We start from the raw sequence: 22,838 nt of genomic DNA on the forward strand, positions 1-22,838 counted from the left end.
CTCACTTATTCAGTCCACCACGAAAGCGAAACGAACGATGAATACTTTCACAAAAACAACGGGAATCAAACTGGTCAAAGAAGTCAGCAAATTGCGATCTGACAAACAAGCCCCACAAGGCCGCTGCTGTCGCTCATGCCGCAGCTGTAACAGCTGCCGAAGCTGTCGTGGCGGCGGTTGCCACTAACATACATTCTGCCTGACCAGGAATAATAACTCTGAATTTACGAATGTCAGCCAGTGCCAATCGCTCGACCGTAGTACCATGAATCGTGTATCGCTCGATCTCATTCTGCAGCACGGGACTTAAGAAGTAATAGAGGAAATACTTCGGATCGAGTTTTTCCCGATGAGGCCGAATCAATGCCATCCGTCGGCCAAGGCAGCAGCGTAGTCCTAGAGGAATTAGTGCTGCCTCCCCAAGTCGCGTCTCGTAGGAGAAGACTAAATCTTCGTGTTGTGGTGTGATCCGACGAGTCCATTTAACAAAATCTTTTTCACTAAGATGTGCAGATTCCGAGAGAACAATCCGACCATTAACTAGAGATGAAATGCTAAGGAAAACCGGCCCTTCGTCGATTTTCTGCGGCGTCGCGTGTGGCCCATCGTAAATGTCGTCACATATGTCGGAAATCGTGCCTTCCTGCCAGCCATTTGTGTTACTGCCCATAACCCAAGACCTCCAGATTCTTGCGAATCACTTCATCCAGCTTCGCCGACTCTTCCATCTGCTGGTAAAGCGTCTTAGTCATCTCGGCCATTTTGGTTTCAAACGGAATGCCATCGTCTTCCAACGCTGCCGCACCGACGTAGCGACCGGGCGTCAATACAAAATCGTGTTTGCGGATCTCTTCCAGAGTCGCGGATTTGCAATAGCCGGGCTCATCGCTGTAAACCGAGTCACTCGCTTCCGCTTCAGGTTTGAACTTGTCGCTTCGCCAATTGTGATACGTGTCGGCAATGTGAGCGATATCTTCTTCGCTGAGTTCCTTCTGAGTGCGGCTGATCATCGAACCAATCTGCCGAGCATCAATGAACAGCGTTTCTCCTTCGCGGTTCCGATAACCCCGCTGCTTGTTTGCCTTCTTGGATTTGCTCAGGAACCACAAGCAGACGGGAATCTGTGTTGTGTAAAACAACTGCCCCGGCAACGCGATCATGCAGTCGACCAGATCATTCTCCACCAGCTTCTGACGGATGGCTCCTTCGCCCGTGGTATTCGTGGACATCGAACCATTGGCCAGAACAAACCCTGCCACACCATTGGCGGACAACTTTGACACCATGTGCATAATCCATGCGTAGTTGGCATTCCCCGTCGGCGGTGTTTCGTATCCATCCCAGCGAGAATCACTGGTCAGTTCATCGGCTGCTCGCCAGTCTTTCTGGTTGAACGGCGGATTGGCCATGATGTAATCAGCCTTCAGATCCTGATGCTGATCTTTGAAAAACGTATCCGCTGGCACTTCCCCCAGATTGGCTGAAAGCCCTCGCACGGCCAGATTCATCTTGGCCAGCTTGTAGGTGGTGGCCGTGAATTCCTGACCGTAAACAGAAATGTCTTTGGTATTGCCGTGATGAGATTGCACGAACTTCAACGACTGCACGAACATTCCGCCCGAACCGCAGCACGGATCGTAGATCTTACCTTTGTACGGTTCGATCATTTCCGCAATCAGATTCACGATGCACTTCGGCGTATAAAACTCGCCGCCCAGCTTCCCTTCGGAAGCCGCAAACTTGCCCAGAAAATACTCATAAACACGACCAACAACGTCTTCTTCTTTATCTGCCACCGTATCGATGTTGTTGATGGCATCAATCAATGCTGACAGCTTGCTGCCGTCCAGACCGAGCCGGGAAAAATAATTGTCCGGCAACGCCCCTTTCAGCGACACGTTGCTTTTTTCGACCTGAGTCAAAGCCGAATCGATCTTGATGGCAATGTCGTCCTGCTTCGCGTGCTGCTGGATGTGGCTCCAGCGAGATGTTTCCGGCAGGTAGAACACGTTCTGCATGGTGTAGAACTCCACCATGTCGGTGTAGTCCTGCTTACCCTCAGCGATCAGAGCGGCTTTGCGTTCTTCGAATTTATCGGACACAAACTTCAGAAAGATCAGACTCAGCACCACGTGCTTGTATTCCGACGATTCGACACTGCCGCGGAGGCGATTGGCCGAATCCCATAGCGATTCTTCGAAGCTGACGTTCTTCTTGGGGGCAGCCTTCTTTTTGGGAGCGGCTTTCTTCTTGGCCATTTGCTGAGATATCAATTCTATGGACGTGGTTTAGATGGACAAAGGTGGACAGTCTAGCCATAAAATCCACGAAAATCCATCCTCGTAGGGAGTACCGGGCCGTGGTAAACACATTCCGCTGATGCTCGACAGACAGGGCTCAGCAGAAGTGTATTTGGGGCACCACGATGCGAACCATTCAATGTTCACAAGCCAGGTCGTCCAGTGAGAAAACGTTTTTCGGGTTGCCACGCCTATGCCGACCATTACGCTTGCTCCCACGGGGAAGGGTCAGACAAAGAAATTCATAAAGAACCTTCGCCGTCGAGAAGGCAGGATTCGAAACTAACAAAAGAGCCAACTTCCACTTCACAAACGCAAGAAGATGACTCAGTAAAATGATCGAGAATATCTGAAGTGCAGTTTGACTATGGCCAGCTGACTTAACGCTAAACAATCAGCAAAAACGCGTCATCATAGATTGATGGACGTCTATTAATCTTCAGGAAGCATGTCGGGACGGTTATCGAAGCAGTTTTCAAGAATTCGGTGAATCTGTTTACTTAATCAGATCTGCCGCAGTGGTCTGCTGACCTTCACCATTCTGGCCCATTCATATTGCAAAGTGCGACTTCGATTGCTCAACATCCGCAGCCAACCGATCAATTGATTCCCTCTGAACCGGTTTCTGATTCACCTCTTTTTCAAACAGAAAGGTTACATGACCGCCTTCAACAACTCGGCAGATCTCACTTCTTCTGGCCGCTTACACTTTCCTCCTGGTCAAATCGTCATCACCCCCAACGCTCTCTCCCAGTTGCCTCCCTCCGAAGTTCTCCGAGCCCTCAAACGTCATCTCAATGGTGACTGGGGTGATTGCTGTTCCGAGGACCGACAGGCCAATGACCAGGCACTGGAGTCGGGCGGCCGAATCTTCTCGGTTTATCACACCACTGATCGGCTCAAGTTCTGGGTCATTACTGAAGCGGATTACTCCCTCACGACAGTGTTAATGCCAGAGGACTATTGAGCCTATTTCGCACCTCGTTCCGGACCATCGTGTCCATTTCTGACTCCCGTTTTGCGGGAGTTTTTTTACGCACTTTTATAAGTAAGGACCGCTCATGATTACCCACAACCAATTACTAAATCCCTGCTCAGAAACCGAATGTCCGCTACGCCAACGTGATCTCGATCGAGCCATCGCTCGGGCGACTGGTGAATCGGTTCACACGATCCACTCACGCGGATTCGTGCCGCTGTATCCCGATGTGATTGATGACGACATCCCGATCCTCGACTGGGATGAACTCGATCACCAGCACGGCGTCAGCGTTCATCGGTTGCGGCACCCCATGCCCGAGGATTGCTGGATGTCACCGGAGTCACTCCGAACTCAAACCCTACAAGGAGATTCATGTCCGCTCGGCACAAGCTGAATGCCGCCTATCTGCATGGTTCGCTGATCATCGCCGGCATTATTGGAGGTATGTCCCAGTCCTATCTCGTTTTCGGGATCACCTTTGCGGTGCTCTTGGTCGGCAACATCCAGTGCGGCGACATTCGCCTGAATCGTTATCAAACTCGACGACCTCGACGAAAATGACAGACACTTTACCACTCATGACTTTCACACAAGGAGCTTATTTTGAAGATTCTCTATATCAATAATGACGGCGGCGGTTTCGCCGATTACGTTTCCATCGAATCCGAAACCACAATCTCCCAGTTCGTCGACCAACGCCTCAAGCACGGCATCGCTGCCGATTATCTCATCCGCGTCAATCGCCAACCCGTCAGCCGAGACTACCTCCTCCAGGAAGGTGACCGCGTCTCCCTCACCCCCACAAAAATCGAAGGGGCACTCGAGGAGTGCTTGGGGCAGTCGCATGGGGGTCGGAAGACTGAATCGGTTTGGGGTGCTCCTGCAGAGCGATGATTTTGCAGGGGAGGGGGCTGAGTCCTTCCTGTTTTTGTTAGCTGGGCGATCAGGTTTTTTGAATCTGGCTGCCCGGCTTTTTCAATTCCCAATAACCTCTTTGATAGGAGCAAAATCATGAACGACTTCCAGGGTCTCGCCCTGCGGGCCGCCTGTTCGATCCGGGAAGCCCTCCAGCAAATCCAGCCCGATCACGAGACTGAACTTCCGCTGGCGGACTGGAATCGGCTCCAGCGATTGCTCCGGCAACAACGCCTGGCTCAAGAACATGAGTGGAGAACGGCTGAGCGGATCATCAACACCCGGTTGATCTTTGCGATGGAGCACCTCGCTCTTGATTTGCGACAACGGACGCGGGAACTGGAGCAGGGCATGCTCAAACGATCGACTCAACTCGATCTTCGCCTGATCTATGAAGAGCTGATTGCTCAGCCGAACGAATTCTCCGAGGTCAGTATCGATCTACGTCATGGCATCCTGCGTGTGGTGACAGACGAGATTGTTCTCGAAGGAATCACACTCGGACGTTTCGATATTGTCTACAACTGGACCGCTGAAGAGCCAGGACCTTGTTACGACGTCCACGCTCTCGATCCGTCTCCCTCCAGTGCCAACTCGGACTTCGTACACCCGCACATCTCCGATGGGATTCTCTGCGAGGGAGAAGCTCAGTCCGGCATCGCGGCTGCTCTGGCTCAGGGGCGTTTCTGCGATTTCTTCCTGATCGTCAGCAACACCCTCAACACTTACAACAGCAGTTCGGCCTATGTCACGCTCAAGGAGTGGTATGGCACGCCCTGTCCGGACTGTGGAACCAGTTGCAGCGACGATGAGCTCACGCATTGCAATGGCTGTGGTGATGCGTATTGCGACGAATGCTGTGATGACTGTCGGAGATGTCGCGAATCGTTATGCGGCTCGTGTATGCAATCCTGCGAAGACTGTTCAACACCCCATTGCCGCGATTGCCTGACCTCCTGCAGCGAATGCAATCACGACTTCTGCAGCAACTGCCTGACTGAGGGCTGCTGCGAATCCTGTCACGAAACCCTTTCTGAATCTGAAAATGAGGACAACTCCTATGAAACGACGCACGACCAACAAATCCCCACTCCCGCGACGCCTGCAGCGACGACCTCGCCGTAAACGCTTTCATCGACCAGTCCTGCGGTTCAGTCCGACAGCCTGGGCGAAATTGATTTATTTGCGGGATGCTGGCCCAACTGAAGTGGGGGGCTTCGGGATTTCCTCGGAAGAGGATCTGCTCTATGTCGAAGAGCTGGTGCTGCTGCCCCAGATCTGCACGGCAGTCACCGTCAGCTTTGCTGAAGACGCCATTGCTGATTACTTCGATCATCAGATCGATCGCGGATTAAAGCCGGAGCAGTTCGCTCGTATCTGGATTCATACGCATCCGGGAGAGTCGCCGGAACCAAGTCCCACGGACCTGGACACGATGGAGACCAGTTTTGGGGAGTGTGACTGGGCGGTGATGTTCATCCTGGCCAGGGAGGGTAAACGCTACGCCGAACTTCGCTGGAACCCCTTCGGTTCCGTAGTCCTCTGTCGTATTTTGGATAGACTCCAGATACCCTTCAGATGCTTAAAATCAGGGGATGCTTAAAAGTCATCTGAGTCGAAAATAGCACAATATTCGGCCAAACTGGGTACAGTTTTGCAATGTGTACCCAGGTACTTCGAACATCGGTCCAACTGGACCGATGGCGTATCGAAAGAGTCACGCTCCCAGTCGGACGGAGTCTTGTACGCCGTTTTTTCGAACGACTGAATCGCAAATTGTTTGCAACCAGACGACGAAATACTCTTCAATCTCATCAAATTTCTGTTTGATTTGAGCCTCTGATTTTACTCGCCGAATCATTTCACATTCTGTCCCAATCTGCGTAAAATCTCGCCCCCAAAGTGCTGTACAACGAATGTGTTCTACGCTGCAGAATATGATTTAAGGACAATACCGAAATGGCGAAGATTTTCCACCCACTGCTCGCATTGATTGCTTCTGCATCCGACCGGGAGCTGGCCAAATATGTGGAATATCTGAAGGCCGAGAACCAGATTCTGCGGGCTCGGATTCCTGGACAGATTCATACGACTGCCGGCGAACGCCAAACGCTGATCAAACTGGGGAAGGGGATCGGGAGGGCGATCGAGGAGTTGATTACGATTGTCACGCCAACCACATTCTTTCGGTGGCTGCGGGAGGAGAAGGGGAGTAAGTCAAAGACCAAGAATCCCAAGGGTGGCCAGCGGAAGCCGCGGGAACTGCGAGAACTCGTGATCGAGATCGCCAAGACAACCGGATTCGGCTACACGAGAATCATCGGGGAACTGCGGAAACTTGGAATCAAGAATATCAGTCGTCAAACAGTTCGGAATATCCTCAAGGAAGAAGAGATTCAACCTGGTCCTGATCGGACTTCTGATTCGTGGACGGAGTTCCTGAATCGGCATGGGGAAACACTGTGGGCCAGCGACTTTTTCTCAGTCAAGTCGATGACCGCACGCGGGCTGCGAGACCTGTATGTCATGGTGTTTTTGAATCTTCAAACTCGCGAAGCAATTGTGACCGAATCGACATATCGGCCAAATTCGGCCTGGGTCTGCCGGCAAACGAAAATGTTTACCGAACAGACCAAGGATCGCGAGAAACGTCCTGCGATCCTGATCCACGATCGAGATACGAAATACACGAAAAAGTTTCGTGAAACCGTGGAAGCCGCAGGCATGAAAACAAATCCGTTACCAAAAGCCTCACCGAATCTGAATGGTCGCTGCGAGCGGTTTATCGAGACGATCAAATTGGAGTGCCTCAACAAGTTTATTGTGTTCGGGAAGAAGCATCTCGATTATCTGACGGATGAGTTTACGAGTTATTACAACACAAAAAGAAGCCACATGGAACGCGACCACCTGCCCCCGATTCGAGAGGAGCCTGGTGAAGTGGAGACAATTTCCATCGACCAGATTGAGGTGAAAAAATACGTTGGCGGCTTGATCAAGTCGTTTGAGCGGAAGGCTGCTTGAGAATACTGTAGTACATTTACGATTAAAATATTCAAAAAGCCAGTTTGACATGCCGAGCTTTGTTTCACTTCAATACTCACCCCTCGATAACAATATTAGGTCACTAAGCCTTCAAACGTGAGTTTGACAATCTTATTCAATTTAACATTTTCTGTTATCGTACTCTGGATCACAGAGCACGATAATTGCTTCGGATGAGCATCATTCTTTGATCAATGACTGGAATGAGAGCCGTAATTTTTCGACTTCAACCTTGTCCGTTGCCGAAATATCCTTTTGCTCTTCAATGGCATCAAACGATTCGCTAACGCTTACAATATGTTTTTCATAGAACTTGCGGTCCATACGCTTTTTCTTGACTTCAATTAGTTTCATCTGGGTCTTGATGTTCGATATTTCCTTATACAGTTTGAACTCCCCCTCCTTATTATCAGGTTGCGGGACCTCACTCATTATATCAGGTTGAGTTACTTTTACAGGTCTTGGGGCATCTACAGGTCTTGTGGCATCACTTTTCGATTGTGAATGATTTAACCAAAATCTTTCAGGCAAACCCCAGAGAATGACCCAGTCACCGTAAGTTCCACTAAGAAGAAAACGCTGATCAGAAGAGAGGCGGAGGGAACTTACGATCGTATTGTGCCCCGTCAATCGAAGATCTTCTATTCCAGTCACAGTATCAATTGCCGCTATCTGACCTCCGCCAAGACCTAAAAACAGCCATTTCCAATCATTTGAGAGCATTATGCACCAAGCCGAAGTTTCAATTCGAGTTTTGTAAACTAGCTCTCGTTTTAGATAGTCCCAAATTTCAATTGTATACGGGCCAATTGTTCTGAACTTTGAATCGTCTCCATGATAAACAATGGTCGCGATTAGTGGCTTATTCGGATGAGCAGCTGAAGCATAATGACCTTTTGCGGTGCCCAACGACACAGAATCATATTCGCCTATATTCTGGAAATCATCTCCTATTCGCTTCCAGATTGAGAATAACGCCTTCTCATATTGACACACAACATACTCTTCATTGTGTGAAAGGCATACGTGGTTCACATTAGAGCGATGCTCAGCCATTGGCTTCACCGAGAAAGGAGGTTCCAAATCAAGCAACCGGACTTGGGGAGAATACCCTGCTAAAAACGCTTTCTTTCCATTATTGGCAAAAACAAATTGTTTACCAATGTCTTCGAACTGGTGTATTGCACGGCCAGTTTTTGCATCGATGACGTCAACCCTGGTATGGTAATCACGATTTCGAGTGGCGACTATTTTGTCGCCTCGCGAAGTTGACATAAAGTGATAGTACTCTCCCTCAACGCGACTATTCTCCCCCGCGACCGTGTCCCATGCTGACAGCTGCCCATTTAGAATACTATATATATTAGGACGAAGATTGGAAAAATCGAGTGACCAGACCAAATCACCAGTTGCTGGGTCCCCTCTGTCGAATTTATCCGTATAAAACCGATTGATTTCTCCAAGTGAATGCTCAAGAGGTGGGTAATTATCGATAGTCAATTGCGAAGCTATAAAGTCTTCTGGCAGCATTAAGTTGAGCTTAATGCGGTTTACAGCTGGGGTAAGAAGTTGGGGATCGTCTTGTACATTATGAAATCGATCGGATATCAACTTCCCCTTGCTCAAAAACAAGGTACCTTGACTGCCATGGCCGCAGAGTGATCCGTCAATAAAATAAAATTCGAAGCTGTGCCTGTCTTTAACAAGAAACGTTTGGGATTCAGTAGTGTCGTTATAGTCATGAGCATCATATTTCGAATAGGGGTTCGGAGTACTAATTCCATCAACACGTTTCGCCAATTGAATTTTGTAACGTCCAATTTGCGAATCGAATTTGACGTTCGTTTTGAATGTGCTAAAAAATGTTGGATTTTCTGGCAGGTAAAGCCGGGCTTCTCCTGTAGCATCAGTTGGCCCAAATAATCCCTGTCCTGCCTCTGGAGCAGAAGTTACACGTATACCAATCTCTCCAGTATGTTTTCCAAGCCTCCAGTCCAAGTTGCTTTCATTCAAATTCTCTACAAATTTGAATAGTGAATTACTGTCATCTAAGGATTGGTTCACTTTGTTTAGAAATGAGACAGCTAAAATGTGATGGTCCTGTTCTGAGCGAGAGATAAATTCGCAATATCGGGAATTCAATAGGGCTGATTCAAGTTCGCCGTCTTGAAACAAATTTTCAGAGCGGCTTTGAATAAATGTCAAATAGTCCAAATAGTTTTGGTGAGCGACTATGTAATCTTCCGTTTTCAATTGATCAGACCAAACTCGATATGAAATCTTGTAAGTCTGCCGCTTCGCATTTTCAGCCCATGCTCCTTCCATAAACAATTCGATTACTTCACCCTGTTTCCATTCCTCAATGAAGAAGTAATCTATATGTGTGCTACAATTCTCCAGAGCAAGTTCCTCAGGAACTTCAAAATGTTTGTCTATCGATTCCAGTTTGATTTCCAATAACACATTGTGCAATTGCTGTGAAGATTTGTTTTGAACTGTAATTGCATGCCTTTTAGTGGGAGAGACAACTTTGATTCCCCCATACAAGTCTTGCACGTGAGAATCACTGATCTGATTGACTTTAACTACAATTGAGGAAGGTTCAGCATTTTGGCTGTCTACAAATAGCTCCTCAAGCTCCGGTGTAATCAGTTCCCAACAGTTTGGGCGAGCATCAGTATCTAGTATGTGAATAAGTTGCTTCATTTCTGAAAGAAGCTGATTTAATAAGAAGCTGATTTAATTCTTGTCGTTTCCTGTAATATCCTTCAAGATTTATGATAAAATTTTTGCTGTCAGGTGGATTCAATTTTGAAATGCACGGGTTGATGGAAAAAGAGTGACATTCGTGAGATGGTTTGTTTTGACCAAACGACCATCAATCCTACTAAGAAGAAATCACGAATGTCACACACGCATCTTACTGCTGAGGAACGTGATTCCATAGCGCACATGCACGCCCTGGGACACTCTCGAATAGAAATTGCGCGCGAGTTATCCCGAGACCCCAGCACGATCTCCCGAGAACTGCGGCGGAATTCGGATGCGACCGGGAAGTATTTCGCCGGGAAAGCCGACCGCAAAGCGCGACGGCGTCGACAACTCTGCAAACTCCCCTGGAAACTCAACCACGCTCCGCTCAAAGAATTCCTGCTCGATAAGTTGTCTCTCAAGTGGTCGCCGGAACAGATTGCAGGTCAACTCTTGCGACTGCATCCTCGGGAGGCCAGAATGCGAATATCCATTGAGACGATTTACGCCTGGATCAAAGCAAACAAAAAGCAGGGCGGCAACATCTACAGGCAGCTGCGTCAATCGAGAAAGAAACGCCGCAAACGCTACGGCACAGGGATCTCCAGACGATGCGACCCGACCAAAAAGCCAATGGATCAGCGACCGGTTTCTGCACGCAATCGTTCGCGGATCGGGCACTGGGAATCGGATACCATCGAGGGTCAAAAGGGGACCGGCTACATTGTCACGCATGTCGAACGCAAGACCGGCTATCTTGTGGCGAGCTATCTGCCGGACAAGAAAGCATCGACGTTGAACGCGGCTTCGGTGTTTGCGTTTGAGGGGTTGCCATCGTCATTGATTCGAACTTTGACGACGGACAACGGGAGTGAGTTTTCGGGTCATCGAGAGTTGGAGCAAGCCCTGCATTGTGCGATCTATTTTGCTCCGGCTCGCCAGCCGTGGCAACGCGGCCAGAATGAGAACACCAACGGGCTTCTGCGGCAATACTTCCTGAAGGGGAGCGATTTCCGTAAACTGAAAGCCGAGGATATTCAAGCGGCTGTGATGGAGTTGAACAACCGGCCTCGCAAAAAGTACCAATTCAAATCACCACACGAACTGTTCGAACCCAAAACCCGTGCATTTCAAAATTGAATCCACCTCATTCCAATTGGCATCATCATTAAATAACATTTGGGTAAATGACACGATCGCTCCCCCGGCATTTACTCCCTTCAAAAACTCGGTGAGTCCTGCTGAAGTGGCCTTTTCATTGAATTGATCAGATAATTCAACACAATTCTGCAACAAAGGAATTACTTGGCGTGAGAGGGCAGATTCCGCTTGGGTTGTATATCGCTGTAAATTCGCGTCATTTAGTTCAGATGACTTAACCCCAACGCTGTTGGCGAAGCTCTGTGATGCGAACCGAGCAAACTCATAAAGCTCTGTTTTTGAGAATTGTTTTTCAACGGGCTTGTTTTTTCGATCCGCCGGCATTGGTTTTTCCACCGTATTTGGCTTGCCAGCTTCCGGATTATTTACTTCGGATGTAGATCTGTTACTGCATGAGGACATTAACAGAGGCACAAGTATCATCAGTATTGCTTTATTCATGAAACGAATTTTCTTAGTTATTAAGCTATTGTGACATAGAAAACTGAACCAGCCCTACTTCACAAAGAATTCATCAGGATCAATCCGTTCGTTATCTGGCAATGTATTGAAGTAGTAGATGGCTCCAATTGAGCAGATTCCGATCAGTAAAATCACACTGGCGATTTTGAGATATCCTCTACTTATATGATACCAGGGTCGAGAACTCATATTTTTTACGGCATCTTCAGAATCCGGGAATTCGCCAATGATTGTTTTGTCAAACGAAGTACCTGGAGTTGCCTGCGGTTCCTGGAGTCGAGTCAATTCTGCTTTGAGCATAGAAACAATCTCGCTGGCCGATTGAATGCGTTTGTCTGGTCTTTTCTGCATCAATCGCGAGACGATTTCACAGAATCCCGGTGGTAATTCTGGATGCACATTATTCAACGCAATCGGGTCTTCTGAGACAACTTTATGAAGCAGTTTGGTCAGGTTGTTTCCCCGGAACGGTGGATAGCCGGTTGCCATGCAGTAGAGAGTCGCCCCCAGGCTGAATAAATCTGTTCGAGTATCGACGATGCGGGACTGAGCCTGTTCCGGAGACATGAAGGGGACTGTTCCCAGAATTTCTCCGTTTGAGCTTGTGATGTCATTCGAGTTATCAAGAGAATCTTTTGCTAAGCCGAAGTCGACAATTTTGACCCGTTCGATACCGTTTTCCAGCAGGATGTTGGCTGGCTTGATATCGCGGTGCACAAGTTTGTTAGGTGACTCGTGAGCGGCAACTAACCCTGAAGCGATTTCGATCCCGATTCGCAGCATATCTTCAACTTCGAGCGGGCCTTCTTTGTCGATTTTCTGCTGCAACGATTTCCCATGGATGTATTCCATAGCAAAGAAGGGCGGTTGATGATCTTTCTGGACTTCGTGGACACGAATTACATAATCGGAATGAAAAGTGGCCATTGACCTGGCTTCGCGAATGAAGCGTTTACGAGAGGCAGCTAGGGCAAATGGAGGGATTTTATCCTCATGCAGAACCTTGATGGCTACGATTCGATCCAGTTCAGGATCGCGAGCCTTAAAGACAATTCCCATGCCTCCCTGACCGACAACCGAACGAATTTCAAATCGGTCGATTAATCCCATCACTTCAGGATCTTCGCTCGGCTTCAAAAATTTGAAATTCTGACTGGAAGGTTCATTCTCACTTTGTTCAGACATCGCCGCGGCTTTCTCTTCAGACTCTAATATCTCAGCAATATCAATCTGAGCGACCGCCGGTTCTTCCAGAAAATCGATAGCGTGATCGACTGCGTGCAGTAGTTTATCAAGTCGCTGCCGAGCGGTTAAATCATCACCACACTTTTCTTGCAGAAAGGCTTCCCGTTCTTCGCCGGTTAATTGAGAAGCCTGATAGAAAATCGATTGTTCGCTCATATGACATTCTTCTGGATTGTTCGTTGTCTTTGCAGATTCGTCCCATGCTTGATCATGATAAGGCTTAGTATTCCCCAATCACTTCGCCACCGGCTCGGGTTGTTAAGGCTTCGAGCAATGTTTGATCAATGTTCTCGCTGATAAATTTGACGTGGCCATCTGCGAATGAAAAGTTGGCACCGCCGGGGTGGTAACTAAAGATATGATCTCCATACACGGTTTTCTGGGGATTATTAATTCCATAATATGCTGTTGCACTCGCAAAGTACCCCCAGATATATCCCTGATATTCGACTCCTTGGCATACACTTCCAAGATGATTAGGAATTGTTTTGTCAGATTCGGTCAGCAGAATGGTCGAGCTCAATCCATCGGTCGCCGATTTAGTCGGGAGCCAATCATCATAAATAAGTAATCCGCTCCCATTACGGAAACCGACCCGACCAGGAACACGTTCTAATGTCGAAGTCACACAGACGTAGTTCGTCTCAGCCATATCTTCACAGCCAGGAATACTGGATGTCACAGAGCACAAACGATTTGCAGGGGCAGATGGGCACTGGACTATGGGTAGGATCGTACGGGCAGGCTTAATGTTAGAGGGAAATCCAATGCTTTCATCAAGCCTCATTTGATCGTATAAATCTGCCTGCTCAATAAAAGGTAGAATTCGCGGTGTCCAACTCCACAATTCTTTATGAATATTCATGGTGTCGTCATCGTAGCGGTCATAAGCCGGAGGATAGCAGGAGTAAATGTCAGCATATTGAATAATCCCCAGGCTAAGCTGCTTCAAATTATTCTTGCAACTCATCTTCCGAGCAGCTTCGCGTGCTTGCTGCACCGCTGGCAACAGCAACGAAACCAGCACCGCAATGATGGCGATCGACACGAGCAACTCGATCACTGTAAATGCTCTGACGTTCGCACTCGTTCTTTGTATTTGTTGGCCCGCACTCATAATAGTTGACTTTCAGAAGTGTAATCTCGATTTAGAATTCAGAGACGAACTCGCCGCCTGCAGGTGTCGTCAGGGCTTTGAGGATTTCCGGTTCGATTTGTTCGCTGATAAAGGAAACGTGTCCATCGACAAATGCGAATTGAGCTCCACCGGAGTGGGATGTCAGAATTTGGTATCGCCAACTGGGGGTGCCGTCGGATTGATACTCCTGACGATTAATCCCATCGCCCGTGGTGACGGAAGCCATCTGCCCCCAGGCAAAGCCAAAAGAACAATCCGAACTGACCAGACAGGCCCCGCGTCCACCGATCGCGGCATGGAATTGATCGAAACGTGTTTCAGATAACAGTAGTGTTTGTGAGAGCCCGTCGGAGATGTCTCGATAAGATCGCCATTGATTCACAGCCAGAGTCCCAGTTCCGCTTTGATCTACCCGGAAGAAACCTGGCCCTAATACCGTCGGCAAATGACTGGAAACAGCCGCGTAGTCGATGATGGCTGCATCGGTATCTCCTGAAATTCGATCAGTCATATTAACGTAGCCGAGAGTTGGCATCGCTGGGCAATAAAATCCCGTTACTCTTTGCCTGAGAGCCGATCGATTCGATGGTGTCCGCAAATCAGGAGTGAAATCGATCTGCTCATAGAGATGTGTTTGACCGAGTTGGGGAAGAATGGCAGCCGCCCAAGACCATTGTCGTCGATCCTGATAGGGATCCCTTGCGTCAACTGTGCGGTTCCAACTGATCGCAGCTGCGGGAAGAACCGAGTGGGATTCCTGATAATTGTGCAATGCGATCCCGAGCGAACGGAGATGGTTCTCACAAACCGACAACCGAGCCACTTCGCGAACATCCTGGGTAGCCGGTAGTAGTACAGAAACGAGAATCGCGATGACGGATAAAGTCACCAGAAGTTCAACCAATGTGAACCCGGATCTCCGAGAGTTTTTAATAGTAAATTTCATATTCGCTTCTCGCTACGAATGCACTTACACTTATATGTACGCAGTTTCACCTTGAAGGTAGTGGACAAGTCGATCAGGATCAAATTACTAGGATGAATTTTTGACAGAATTCATCAATTGATTACCAAATCAGCTCGTACTCACACGCAGTAGCGAGAAATCGTAGAAAACTCCCTCATAGATTTCCGGGAAATTCCCGGAAAATTTCAATCCTGGAGTTCAAGCAGCAGCCAAGCCTTGGCGTAAGCCCAGTCTCTTTCAACGGTTACGGCTGAAATCGTTAAGTGGTTAGCAATTTCAGCGATGGTCATATTGGCGAAATATTTTAAGCGAACAGTTTCAGCGACCCGATGATTCTCGGTTTCCAGTTTTTGCAACGCTTCATCAAGAGCAATCAAATCAATCGACTTATCAGCGACAACCTGCTCGTGATTTTCCAAGCTCAGTTTCAGATTGTCTCCACCCCTCTTATCACTTTTTTTACGACGAGCATGGTCTACGAGAATATTCTGCATCGCCCGAGCGGCTGCCGAGTAAAAATGACGACGATTCTCCCAGCTCAACAGTTCTGGATCAGCATTGGAAACATTCAGAAAGTATTCGTTAACCAGTGCCGTTGCCTGAAGTGTGTGCCCTATGGCTTCGCGAGAAAGTCGCGACTGAGCGATTCTTCTCAGTTCAGAATAGATTAATGGGATTAAATCGTCCTCGAACGAGGCCGTCCCCGCTTCCATATTTTGAAGCACTATTGTTACATCGTTGGGCACTTGAACAGTTTAACCTTAGCAATGTGTTAAAAGCGGACAATCTCACAAAACACTAAATATATACCGAAAGCTTCTGCGAATTTGAATGGAGTAGCGAGAGGTTTATTGAGACAATCAAGCTGGAGTGTCTCAACAAATTCATTGTGTTCGGGAAAAAGCATCTCGATTATCTCACAGTCGAGTTTACGAGTTATTACAACACAAAAAGAAGCCACATGGAACGGGACCACCTGCCACCGATTCGAGAGGAGCCTGGTGAAGTGACGACGATTTCAATCGATCAAATTGAAGTGAGGAAATACGTCGGCGGATTGATCAAGTCGTTTGAGCGGAAGGTGGCTTGATCAGCTAGGACATAAAACTCGCCCACTCACGATTTACTGAGTTATCTCACGGATGGTATTTCTCAACCTTAAAACCAGAGAAGCGATCGTGACCGAGCCGACCGAGCATCCCGACTCAACTTGGGTTTGTCAGCAGATAATTCATTCCTTCAACAAACAAATGACCGAGAAAAGAAATACACGAATTTTTGGTATAAATAACTCGAGGGGTGATTTGTATTTGTACTTCTTGCGAGGCCCGGGTATGAGATCGTTCACCGCTTGAGCGATCTCAGAGTTAGTCAATTTACGGAAATCGCTGCCTTTAGAAATGTATTACCGCAAAAGACCATTCGTGTTTTCATTTAACAAAAGGTAGGCGGTTTTCAGCAATTGAAATTAGTCAGAGGCAAGGCTGCTGAGGAATTGTTCTTTCAAACAACTTGGTAATTTCCTACATCATGATAACTACTCTTTGACATCTTGAATCGAAAAGATCAATGGCAGGAAATTTAATGTCTCCCCAAAATGCATACGCATTTTAATCCAGAAATATGACTGACAAAATTATTCCCAAAATAGCCATAACCCATGAAGCAGTATATGGATGCGACATGTGCGTGATTGAGTTGCATATTTGAAATGAGCAGTTGCCCTGAAGAGTGGCTGGCAAGATTCTGCAGCAGTTTGTGACCGACATTTCTGTCGGGACTGAAGTAGATGAGCCAGGGTACTTTTTTGAAAGGATGGCTCATATGTCAACCACGAAAATCAAGATGAAGGATTCTAAAAACAATCCTCCGCAGAAGACTGCCAAAGAGTTGATTGGAGAGACGGTCAAAAAAATGGAGGAGGAAGGTTGGGAATGTTATGTTAACTCAAAGAACGAGCCGACGATCAAAATTCCTGGTGATGCATACCAGCAGGAATGGCCAGCTGATTCTCAGAGAATTCAAGACCTCGTGCAATCCTATTATTTCGAACTCAGTAATGGGCTAGGCATCCGTTCTGCAGATTTGTCCTTACTTATGGCACTCATCAGAGAAGATTGTCGGAAAGGAGGCCAAAGACTCGCTGAATATGAATTGCCAGAGAGTGATGAAGATGTGATTGTACAGGCGATGGTGTACTTGATGAATCAGCAAGATCGTTTTGAAAATCGCACAAAAGATCTGCTGATAAAATTGAGTGAATTTCAGAAGGAGGGGAAGGTCAGTTTTCATGAGGAGATACCTGTCTTCCTCAATATCTTCAGCCGTAAACTCGGGCGTTTAATCCCCACACTGAAAGGATATGGCATTGCTGTCACGATCGAGCACAAAGAAGCTGGTAGCCACTGTTCCGTCCGACGATTGGAATCATTCCAATTAGAAGCTCCTGACGATTCAAAACCGTCATCGTCAGGCTCATCGTCAGATGCAACTCACTGTGAGGGAACAGCTTTACCGCTGGCTGACGCAACTGACGGTGAAATTCGCTCTGATGCTCCCCGTTCTGGAAATGGTTCACCTTCAAATGAGAAAGGAGGTGCGATATGAGTTCAGAACCTACACCGCGTGAAATTGAAAATTGGTTTCCAGGCAAATGGTCTGAAGTGATAGGTAACACTGTGCTGGTGCTCAAGCTGATGGATTTCATATTGAATGGGACCTGCAATATGATGGCCACCGGAATCGGCCGTACAGGAAAGACCAGAACATTACACTTGGGAATTCGCTCACTTCTCTGTACTCAGAGATCACCAAATCTTGATCCCTGTGGCCAATGTTATGCTTGCAATGAATCAGTTGATCCTAAAAATTCTCATTGGGGAGGATTCCGAGCACTTTCAGGTTCTGAATATGAATATTTTGCCGTGGATTGTGAAAATATCACTAAGGCAGAACTTGAAGATCTGAAGAAGAACAGCCGACTCTATACCGAGAAAACGATTGTTTATTTAGACGAAGTCGCTGCACTCCGAAGACGAGGGCTCGAGGGAACTCTTCTGAAAACGATTGACGAGAGTGATGCAACTTGGTTTGCGACGGCTATCAAATTGAAACGAGAACGCGAAGCGAAAAAGAAGGGTTGGACAGTTCACTTATCACAGGACATCCTAAATCGATTTGCTCTCAAAGTTGGCACTTCAGTTCCTCATACTGATGATTTGAGGTTATGGATCGAAGAGCGTTGCTTGGAATGGAATTTGAAGATTGAAGAACCTGATGAAACTATTCCTTTAATGATGAAACGAACCAATAAGATTGTGGGGCACGTCATCAAGATGTTGGCATTGGCAGCATCAAATCGTAACCGCACCTTAACCCTCCAAGATGTCCGTAAATTCAATTTGGACGCATTGGACTAATTCTCTTTGCTGAGTTAGAGCTACTGAACCTCGTTCCCAGCCTGTTGGGGGCGAGGTTTTCATTTTTGAGGTCACGATATTCTCAACAAACACATCATTCGTTGTGAAGGTAACGAAGAAAGGTGATCAAAATGATTCAGGTCCGGTGTGGGAACCTGAATCGACAGCACCTCGGGACGCTGCAAATCATCGTGACGGACAGCTTCCAAAGAGGTGGATTCACAACTACGGGATTGCTGGACTCGCTGAATAATGCGTTCGGCATCCCATGGTTCGGGACCTGCTTGCTGCTCCAACACACGCTGAACACGAGAGACCGGATGTTCGGCCAACCACATATTCCACGAGCCTCTTCGGTGCGAGGATGATCTTCCAGTTGTAGGCGACTTTTCCGGATTGTCCGGCACTTCCCCCAGAGCATGGACCGGACTGATTCCTTGATGTACCTGGTAACTTCTTTGACAGGCCCGACTGTTTCGAGATCGTCAGCAGTTAATTTCTTATTCGCCATTTGCAATCCCTTTCTAAAGGTCTCGGTAAAGCGACACAAAGCAGAGAGCTTGGGATCGCAATAAGGCAGTTTGTTCTTTATCAGATTTGCCTTCTCGGTGAAGCTTTCCCTTCCGGACATCCAAGACTGCGGTGGTCAGGTCGTCTTGAGTTGACGGCAGGGCTGTTGACATCATATGTGTGATGATTTCTGCTCGCCGTTTGTTGAGGGAATCATCGTTGTTGAGCCAGAGCTTGATCGCGGTTGGCGTTCCATCAATGACCAGAGCAATCTCGGGTCGGATGTTGATCCGAAGGTCTTCGCAGGTCCACACGCCAGTCGGAGGTTCGAACCAGTTCAGCGTCTTTCGACCCATGAACTTCATGTAACCAGCCGCCAAATCGGGGTAGTGTTTGGCTCGGGTCGATTCCGTTTGCCGGTCGACATCCTGGTCCAGGTAGTCTTTCGACTTCCCGGTCCGGTGCATGCGGATGCCAACCAGAGTTTCGAGCAATATCTGCTCCAACTGACCGAACTGGAAGTGGCAGCCCGCTCCTCGAATGCTCTGAACAATCGCATCAAACAGGCCCAGTTTCCGGTCGAGAAGGATCTGGACAACTACGACTTCTCGGCAATCCGCTCGATCAGCAAACAGAAAATTGTGGAACTGTCCCGTTGTGAGTGGGTCCGCAATTCTTCCAATGTCTGCCTGCTGGGACAGCCGGGAATGGTCGCAGCAACGGGTATGAACGTCGTCCCGCCGCTCCACAAAACGGGAACGGCCATCGTCGTAGCGGAGATGACAGTGGTTTCACCCCGGCGAGCAACAAACAGATCTCATTTCTGACAAATCTTGCCAAACGGCAGGGATTGACCACACCACAACTCCGCCAGCGAGTGGCGGAAATCGTGGGACGGGATGTCGATCTTTATGACCTGTCCAAAGCCGAAGCGGGCATCGTTTTAGATGAACTGACCGCCGATAACAACGCTTCTACCTCACGTCGTCGGTAGGAGGTTTCTCAATGGACCCGCAACAAACCTGGGGAGAGATGCTCGATGCTTTCGCAGCCGGTGATCTTGAAGCCGCTGCGGTTGCTGCCGAAGTACTTATGGATTGGCTCAAACGTGGTGGCTTTCCACCCCAGCCGCTCACTCGCGTTCTGTCCGACGACTGGGATCGACTCATCTGTGAGTTCATCTGTGGTCAAGTTTTCGAAGCATTCCAGAATCAGGAGATCGAATGATAAAAAATGAGTCTCGAAAACACTGGAGCTACAGTGCGATCAATCAATATCTCCGCTGTCCTCTCCAATACTATTTTCAACGAATCCTCAAACTCCCTCAGCCATCAGTCGGAAGCGGCTTGGTTCTTGGCTCTTCCGTGCATCATGCACTGGCTGTTTACCATGGCTACTTGAAAGAAAACAAGGAGCCCGTGGAGCAGCAGATTCAACAGGAGTATCTGGAAACCTGGCTATTGAAAGAGAAAGAACAAATAGTTGAATACAAAGCGAAAGAATCGCGAGACGATTTACTCGAACTTGGAATGGAGTTAGTGAAACTCTACATGGCCGAGCAGCCACCACAGGAAATCGTAGCGATCGAACAACGATTTCTGATCCCCCTACACAACAGCGAAGGAGAGTACCTGGAAACTCCACTGCTCGCATTCACGGACCTGATCACGAAAGAAGCAGATATTCTGAAGGTGACGGAGTTCAAAACTTCGGGACGATCTTACGGGGAGTTCGAAGTCGAGACCTCAATGCAAGCCACATGTTATGTGAATGCGGTCATTGAGACCATTGGTGAAATGCCATCCGTCGAATACGCCGTTCTCGTCAAAACCAAAACCCCCAAGCTTCAACGATTGAAAACTGCCCGAACGGAGTATGACCTCGGACGACTAGGTGATTTAATTCAAAACGTAGAGAAAGCGGTTAATAATCAAATCTTTTATCCAATTGAGAGTCCGCTGAATTGCTCAACCTGTGGATACAGGCAACAGTGTCGGGAATGGAAGCCTGCTGGAACAACAGCTCACCAGAATATTGAAATTCACGAATTGAACGGAGCTGGAGCATGATGACGTAATTCGTCGTAAAATATACTTCGACTGATTGCAGGCAAATGTGAAAGTTAGTCGTCGCGTCTGTTGTAATAGTTTACCCGATTGCCTTTTTCCACTACTGAATTCTTAATCCAATCCTCTCGTAGATGTTCTCTCATGATGATCCCAAATACCTGTGCAGACAATCCCTCACAGTATTTTGAAAACTCTTGATGCTCGGGAAGAATTTTTGAACCTGCTTGATCGCTTCTCACTACAGTTAAATTCTCCACATGTTTATCGATAGCCTTCTCAATGGCTTGCAGTAAATCCTTTCTTTCAGAACTCAAATCATTAAAACGCTTCATTGCTGCTGGATAACTCACGAAAACACTCCGGATAGAAAGTCAATTGAAACACCAAGTTTGACGATGAGCACAGATACAATACGTAATCATATATTATCAAAACGGAAGGGTGAACTTAAATGCTGACGGAACTCGGTGGCAAATCCGGCTGTCTCTGTGAACCGGCTAAGAAAGGAGAACTTCGATGCCCGTTGATTATTCGCCCAACCAGTGAAGACGTCGTAACCGGGAACCTGTTCGGAACGCTGAAAGCTATCAATCCCCGTTGGTGGCTGAAAGACCTGCTCAATCAGGCCCTGGGAGAAGAACGGTTCCGGCGACAAGTCTACCGGAACTTGAGGATCGAACTCTGGGAAAAACAACGCCGCTATCCTCGGCAACATCTGAAGTGGAATGAAGGTTCTACGGAAGTGGATGTCGTAATAACCTGGGAAAATCCCAAGACCACGGTCTTCATTGAGATGAAATATGGCTCGAAACTTTCTTCCATAACGACTCACAACAATGGCTCCTCAGGATATCCATCCGACCAACTGATTCGGAATGCCCGTGTCGGTCTTCGAGAAAACGGCTGGTTTCAGGAAGACGTATTGTTCAACGGAGAACGGCGAGACTTCGTCCTGATCTTACTAACACCTACAACTGGTAATTCCTTGGTCCAGAAATACCGGGACCCAAGCCAACTCAAATCTTCCATTCCGGACGGCAAACGTCTTCACGATCTGCCTGGTCTCCCATTTATCGGAGAGTTGGGTTATCTGGATGTCATCAATATTTTGAGGCAACAACGACGATGGTTCTCCAAACCGGAACGGACATTGATTGACGACCTTGATCATTACTTAGAATTCAAAGTCAGCCAATTGGGGCGGGGAAATGGACAGAGTCATTGAAACGGGAAAATCATTTCACTATCGATTCAGAATTTTAGCTGTGATAACCGAGACGTTGTTCTCGTAATCTGACTTCGCCAAGTCTGAAAGTTTATTTTTGATATCCTTTGGTGCCCAAAAAAGCCAGCCTTGAGATTCCATCCAATTCCTGATTTTCTCTTCTCCTCCATGAACCTTCCCCGCTGCTAACCCCAGGATGAGTTTTGTATCCTGATTGATCATTCCAGCCGCGACCAGATTTCTCCGGAGTCTGGAAAATGTAATCTCTCGATATCGAACGCATGTAAACAGCTTGTATTTGCCAGTTGGAGTATCGTGAATCTCCGTCAATCGATTGAAACGGACACCGGGAGAATCGAGATATGACTTGACTTCCATGACCAGCAATTCATTCCGGGCAAAATCAAGCCCTAACACATCGATCTCGGGCCGTGGCATGTTTGGTTTACCTATCTGCGTTTTCTCCTCTTTCGTCAGACAGACTTTGAAGGATTGGCGAACCCAATAGTTTTCTTTTTCCATCAGCGTAGAAATAACAGTTTCAAATTGATCCATCGTAAAGGCTCCGAAAACGCAAATTAGTAGTCTCTTCGAAATTCCTGTCTGAAGAAGAGTCAATGTCCATTATCGCCGGGTATATAGCTTATAA

General features: G+C 47.7%; 28 protein-coding genes and 1 pseudogene. 16 read left to right on the top strand and 13 right to left on the bottom strand.

Annotated features, from left to right (window positions below; genetic code table 11):
• Window positions 1-133 precede the first annotated feature (133 nt).
• Both Pan54_RS07370 and Pan54_RS07375 read right to left on the bottom strand, forming a co-directional pair.
• The gene (locus Pan54_RS07370; RefSeq protein ID WP_146502876.1) at window positions 134-670 is read right to left on the bottom strand and encodes a restriction endonuclease subunit S; all 537 of its coding nucleotides are present in this window, start codon (window positions 668-670) and stop codon (window positions 134-136) included.
• Window positions 660-2,258 carry a type I restriction-modification system subunit M gene (locus Pan54_RS07375; protein WP_146502877.1) on the bottom strand — a complete coding sequence of 533 codons (1,599 nt, stop codon included), beginning with the start codon at window positions 2,256-2,258 and terminating at the stop codon, window positions 660-662. Before Pan54_RS07375 ends, Pan54_RS07370 begins: the two co-directional genes overlap by 11 nt.
• 700 nt (window positions 2,259-2,958) lie before the next feature.
• Between Pan54_RS07375 and Pan54_RS07380 the strand changes: the two genes are divergently transcribed.
• The 6 genes from Pan54_RS07380 (at window position 2,959) to Pan54_RS07405 (ending at window position 5,800) form a co-directional block, all read left to right on the top strand.
• Complete coding sequence (locus Pan54_RS07380; protein WP_146502878.1) at window positions 2,959-3,267, top strand: hypothetical protein; 309 nt, start codon at window positions 2,959-2,961, stop codon at window positions 3,265-3,267.
• A gap of 94 nt (window positions 3,268-3,361) precedes the next feature.
• Window positions 3,362-3,676, top strand: a complete 315-nt coding sequence (locus Pan54_RS26050; RefSeq protein WP_207310072.1) for a hypothetical protein — start codon at window positions 3,362-3,364, stop codon at window positions 3,674-3,676.
• Window positions 3,655-3,843, top strand: coding sequence for a hypothetical protein (locus Pan54_RS07390; protein WP_146502879.1), 189 nt, complete (start codon window positions 3,655-3,657; stop codon window positions 3,841-3,843). The genes Pan54_RS26050 and Pan54_RS07390 overlap by 22 nt, the downstream gene beginning before the upstream one ends.
• Window positions 3,844-3,885: 42 nt before the next feature.
• Window positions 3,886-4,176, top strand: coding sequence for a molybdopterin converting factor (locus Pan54_RS07395; RefSeq protein ID WP_207310073.1), 291 nt, complete (start codon window positions 3,886-3,888; stop codon window positions 4,174-4,176).
• Window positions 4,177-4,293: 117 nt separating this feature from the next.
• Entirely contained in the window at window positions 4,294-5,322 is a 1,029-nt protein-coding gene (locus Pan54_RS25770) for a hypothetical protein (RefSeq protein ID WP_165441644.1), read from the top strand.
• Entirely contained in the window at window positions 5,258-5,800 is a 543-nt protein-coding gene (locus Pan54_RS07405) for a hypothetical protein (protein WP_146502880.1), read from the top strand. The genes Pan54_RS25770 and Pan54_RS07405 overlap by 65 nt, the downstream gene beginning before the upstream one ends.
• Window positions 5,801-5,914: 114 nt before the next feature.
• Here Pan54_RS07405 and Pan54_RS26055 read toward each other — a convergent pair whose 3' ends face one another.
• The gene (locus Pan54_RS26055) at window positions 5,915-6,058 is read right to left on the bottom strand and encodes a hypothetical protein (RefSeq protein ID WP_207310074.1); all 144 of its coding nucleotides are present in this window, start codon (window positions 6,056-6,058) and stop codon (window positions 5,915-5,917) included.
• Between the two features lie 98 nt (window positions 6,059-6,156).
• On the opposite strand from Pan54_RS26055, the gene Pan54_RS07410 reads away from it, so the two are divergent.
• Window positions 6,157-7,221, top strand: coding sequence for an integrase core domain-containing protein (locus tag Pan54_RS07410; RefSeq protein ID WP_146502881.1), 1,065 nt, complete (start codon window positions 6,157-6,159; stop codon window positions 7,219-7,221).
• A 201-nt stretch (window positions 7,222-7,422) separates the two neighbouring features.
• On the opposite strand, the gene Pan54_RS07415 is transcribed toward Pan54_RS07410, so the two are convergent.
• On the bottom strand, window positions 7,423-9,948 hold the full coding sequence (locus Pan54_RS07415) for a hypothetical protein (RefSeq protein WP_146502882.1): 2,526 nt from the start codon (window positions 9,946-9,948) through the stop codon (window positions 7,423-7,425).
• A 198-nt stretch (window positions 9,949-10,146) separates the two neighbouring features.
• Here Pan54_RS07415 and Pan54_RS07420 point away from each other — a divergent pair, with 198 nt between their 5' ends.
• Window positions 10,147-11,133, top strand: coding sequence for an IS30 family transposase (locus Pan54_RS07420; protein WP_165441826.1), 987 nt, complete (start codon window positions 10,147-10,149; stop codon window positions 11,131-11,133).
• Here Pan54_RS07420 and Pan54_RS07425 read toward each other — a convergent pair.
• The 5 genes from Pan54_RS07425 to Pan54_RS07445 all read right to left on the bottom strand — a co-directional run bounded on the left by Pan54_RS07425 (window position 11,086) and on the right by Pan54_RS07445 (window position 15,712).
• Window positions 11,086-11,595, bottom strand: a complete 510-nt coding sequence (locus Pan54_RS07425) for a hypothetical protein (RefSeq protein ID WP_146502883.1) — start codon at window positions 11,593-11,595, stop codon at window positions 11,086-11,088. The genes Pan54_RS07420 and Pan54_RS07425 overlap by 48 nt on opposite strands.
• 54 nt (window positions 11,596-11,649) lie before the next feature.
• A complete protein-coding gene (locus Pan54_RS07430; protein ID WP_146502884.1) occupies window positions 11,650-13,017 on the bottom strand; it encodes a serine/threonine protein kinase in 1,368 nt (455 codons plus the stop codon).
• A 64-nt stretch (window positions 13,018-13,081) separates the two neighbouring features.
• The gene (locus tag Pan54_RS07435) at window positions 13,082-13,909 is read right to left on the bottom strand and encodes a DUF1559 domain-containing protein (protein ID WP_165441645.1); all 828 of its coding nucleotides are present in this window, start codon (window positions 13,907-13,909) and stop codon (window positions 13,082-13,084) included.
• A gap of 100 nt (window positions 13,910-14,009) precedes the next feature.
• Entirely contained in the window at window positions 14,010-14,945 is a 936-nt protein-coding gene (locus Pan54_RS07440; protein ID WP_146502886.1) for a DUF1559 domain-containing protein, read from the bottom strand.
• 206 nt (window positions 14,946-15,151) lie between these two features.
• Window positions 15,152-15,712, bottom strand: coding sequence for an ECF-type sigma factor (locus Pan54_RS07445; RefSeq protein ID WP_261343171.1), 561 nt, complete (start codon window positions 15,710-15,712; stop codon window positions 15,152-15,154).
• Window positions 15,713-15,816: 104 nt separating this feature from the next.
• Here Pan54_RS07445 and Pan54_RS26540 point away from each other — a divergent pair, with 104 nt between their 5' ends.
• From Pan54_RS26540 to Pan54_RS07460, 3 genes are all read left to right on the top strand, one after another.
• Window positions 15,817-16,056, top strand: coding sequence for a hypothetical protein (locus Pan54_RS26540; protein ID WP_261343197.1), 240 nt, complete (start codon window positions 15,817-15,819; stop codon window positions 16,054-16,056).
• A 734-nt stretch (window positions 16,057-16,790) separates the two neighbouring features.
• Window positions 16,791-17,573, top strand: coding sequence for a hypothetical protein (locus Pan54_RS07455; protein ID WP_146502889.1), 783 nt, complete (start codon window positions 16,791-16,793; stop codon window positions 17,571-17,573).
• Window positions 17,570-18,385 (top strand): hypothetical protein, encoded by an 816-nt coding sequence (locus Pan54_RS07460; protein WP_146502890.1) that lies wholly within the window; start codon window positions 17,570-17,572, stop codon window positions 18,383-18,385. The genes Pan54_RS07455 and Pan54_RS07460 overlap by 4 nt, the downstream gene beginning before the upstream one ends.
• A gap of 71 nt (window positions 18,386-18,456) precedes the next feature.
• Here Pan54_RS07460 and Pan54_RS07465 read toward each other — a convergent pair whose 3' ends face one another.
• Window positions 18,457-18,723: a hypothetical protein gene (locus Pan54_RS07465; protein WP_146502891.1), complete on the bottom strand. Its 267-nt coding sequence runs from the start codon at window positions 18,721-18,723 to the stop codon at window positions 18,457-18,459.
• 186 nt (window positions 18,724-18,909) lie between these two features.
• Complete coding sequence (locus Pan54_RS25775) at window positions 18,910-19,389, bottom strand: hypothetical protein (protein ID WP_165441646.1); 480 nt, start codon at window positions 19,387-19,389, stop codon at window positions 18,910-18,912.
• Between the two features lie 27 nt (window positions 19,390-19,416).
• Here Pan54_RS25775 and Pan54_RS26755 point away from each other — a divergent pair.
• From Pan54_RS26755 to Pan54_RS07480, 4 genes and pseudogenes are all read left to right on the top strand, one after another.
• A pseudogene (locus Pan54_RS26755) lies at window positions 19,417-19,545 on the top strand (AAA family ATPase); the annotation flags it as partial.
• A gap of 11 nt (window positions 19,546-19,556) precedes the next feature.
• On the top strand, window positions 19,557-19,889 hold the full coding sequence (locus Pan54_RS26295) for a hypothetical protein (RefSeq protein ID WP_242631248.1): 333 nt from the start codon (window positions 19,557-19,559) through the stop codon (window positions 19,887-19,889).
• Between the two features lie 11 nt (window positions 19,890-19,900).
• Window positions 19,901-20,122 carry a hypothetical protein gene (locus Pan54_RS07475; protein WP_146502893.1) on the top strand — a complete coding sequence of 74 codons (222 nt, stop codon included), beginning with the start codon at window positions 19,901-19,903 and terminating at the stop codon, window positions 20,120-20,122.
• Complete coding sequence (locus Pan54_RS07480) at window positions 20,119-20,964, top strand: RecB family exonuclease (RefSeq protein WP_146502894.1); 846 nt, start codon at window positions 20,119-20,121, stop codon at window positions 20,962-20,964. The genes Pan54_RS07475 and Pan54_RS07480 overlap by 4 nt, the downstream gene beginning before the upstream one ends.
• A 53-nt stretch (window positions 20,965-21,017) precedes the next feature.
• On the opposite strand, the gene Pan54_RS07485 is transcribed toward Pan54_RS07480, so the two are convergent.
• A complete protein-coding gene (locus Pan54_RS07485) occupies window positions 21,018-21,314 on the bottom strand; it encodes a hypothetical protein (RefSeq protein WP_146502895.1) in 297 nt (98 codons plus the stop codon).
• A 101-nt stretch (window positions 21,315-21,415) separates the two neighbouring features.
• Here Pan54_RS07485 and Pan54_RS07490 point away from each other — a divergent pair, with 101 nt between their 5' ends.
• Window positions 21,416-22,189, top strand: coding sequence for a hypothetical protein (locus tag Pan54_RS07490; protein WP_146502896.1), 774 nt, complete (start codon window positions 21,416-21,418; stop codon window positions 22,187-22,189).
• 18 nt (window positions 22,190-22,207) lie between these two features.
• Here the strand turns inward: Pan54_RS07490 and Pan54_RS07495 are convergent, their stop codons facing one another.
• Window positions 22,208-22,744 carry a hypothetical protein gene (locus Pan54_RS07495; RefSeq protein ID WP_146502897.1) on the bottom strand — a complete coding sequence of 179 codons (537 nt, stop codon included), beginning with the start codon at window positions 22,742-22,744 and terminating at the stop codon, window positions 22,208-22,210.
• Window positions 22,745-22,838: the final 94 nt, after the last annotated feature.

Origin of the sequence: Rubinisphaera italica (assembly GCF_007859715.1) — a bacterium.
Lineage (GTDB): Bacteria > Planctomycetota > Planctomycetia > Planctomycetales > Planctomycetaceae > Rubinisphaera > Rubinisphaera italica.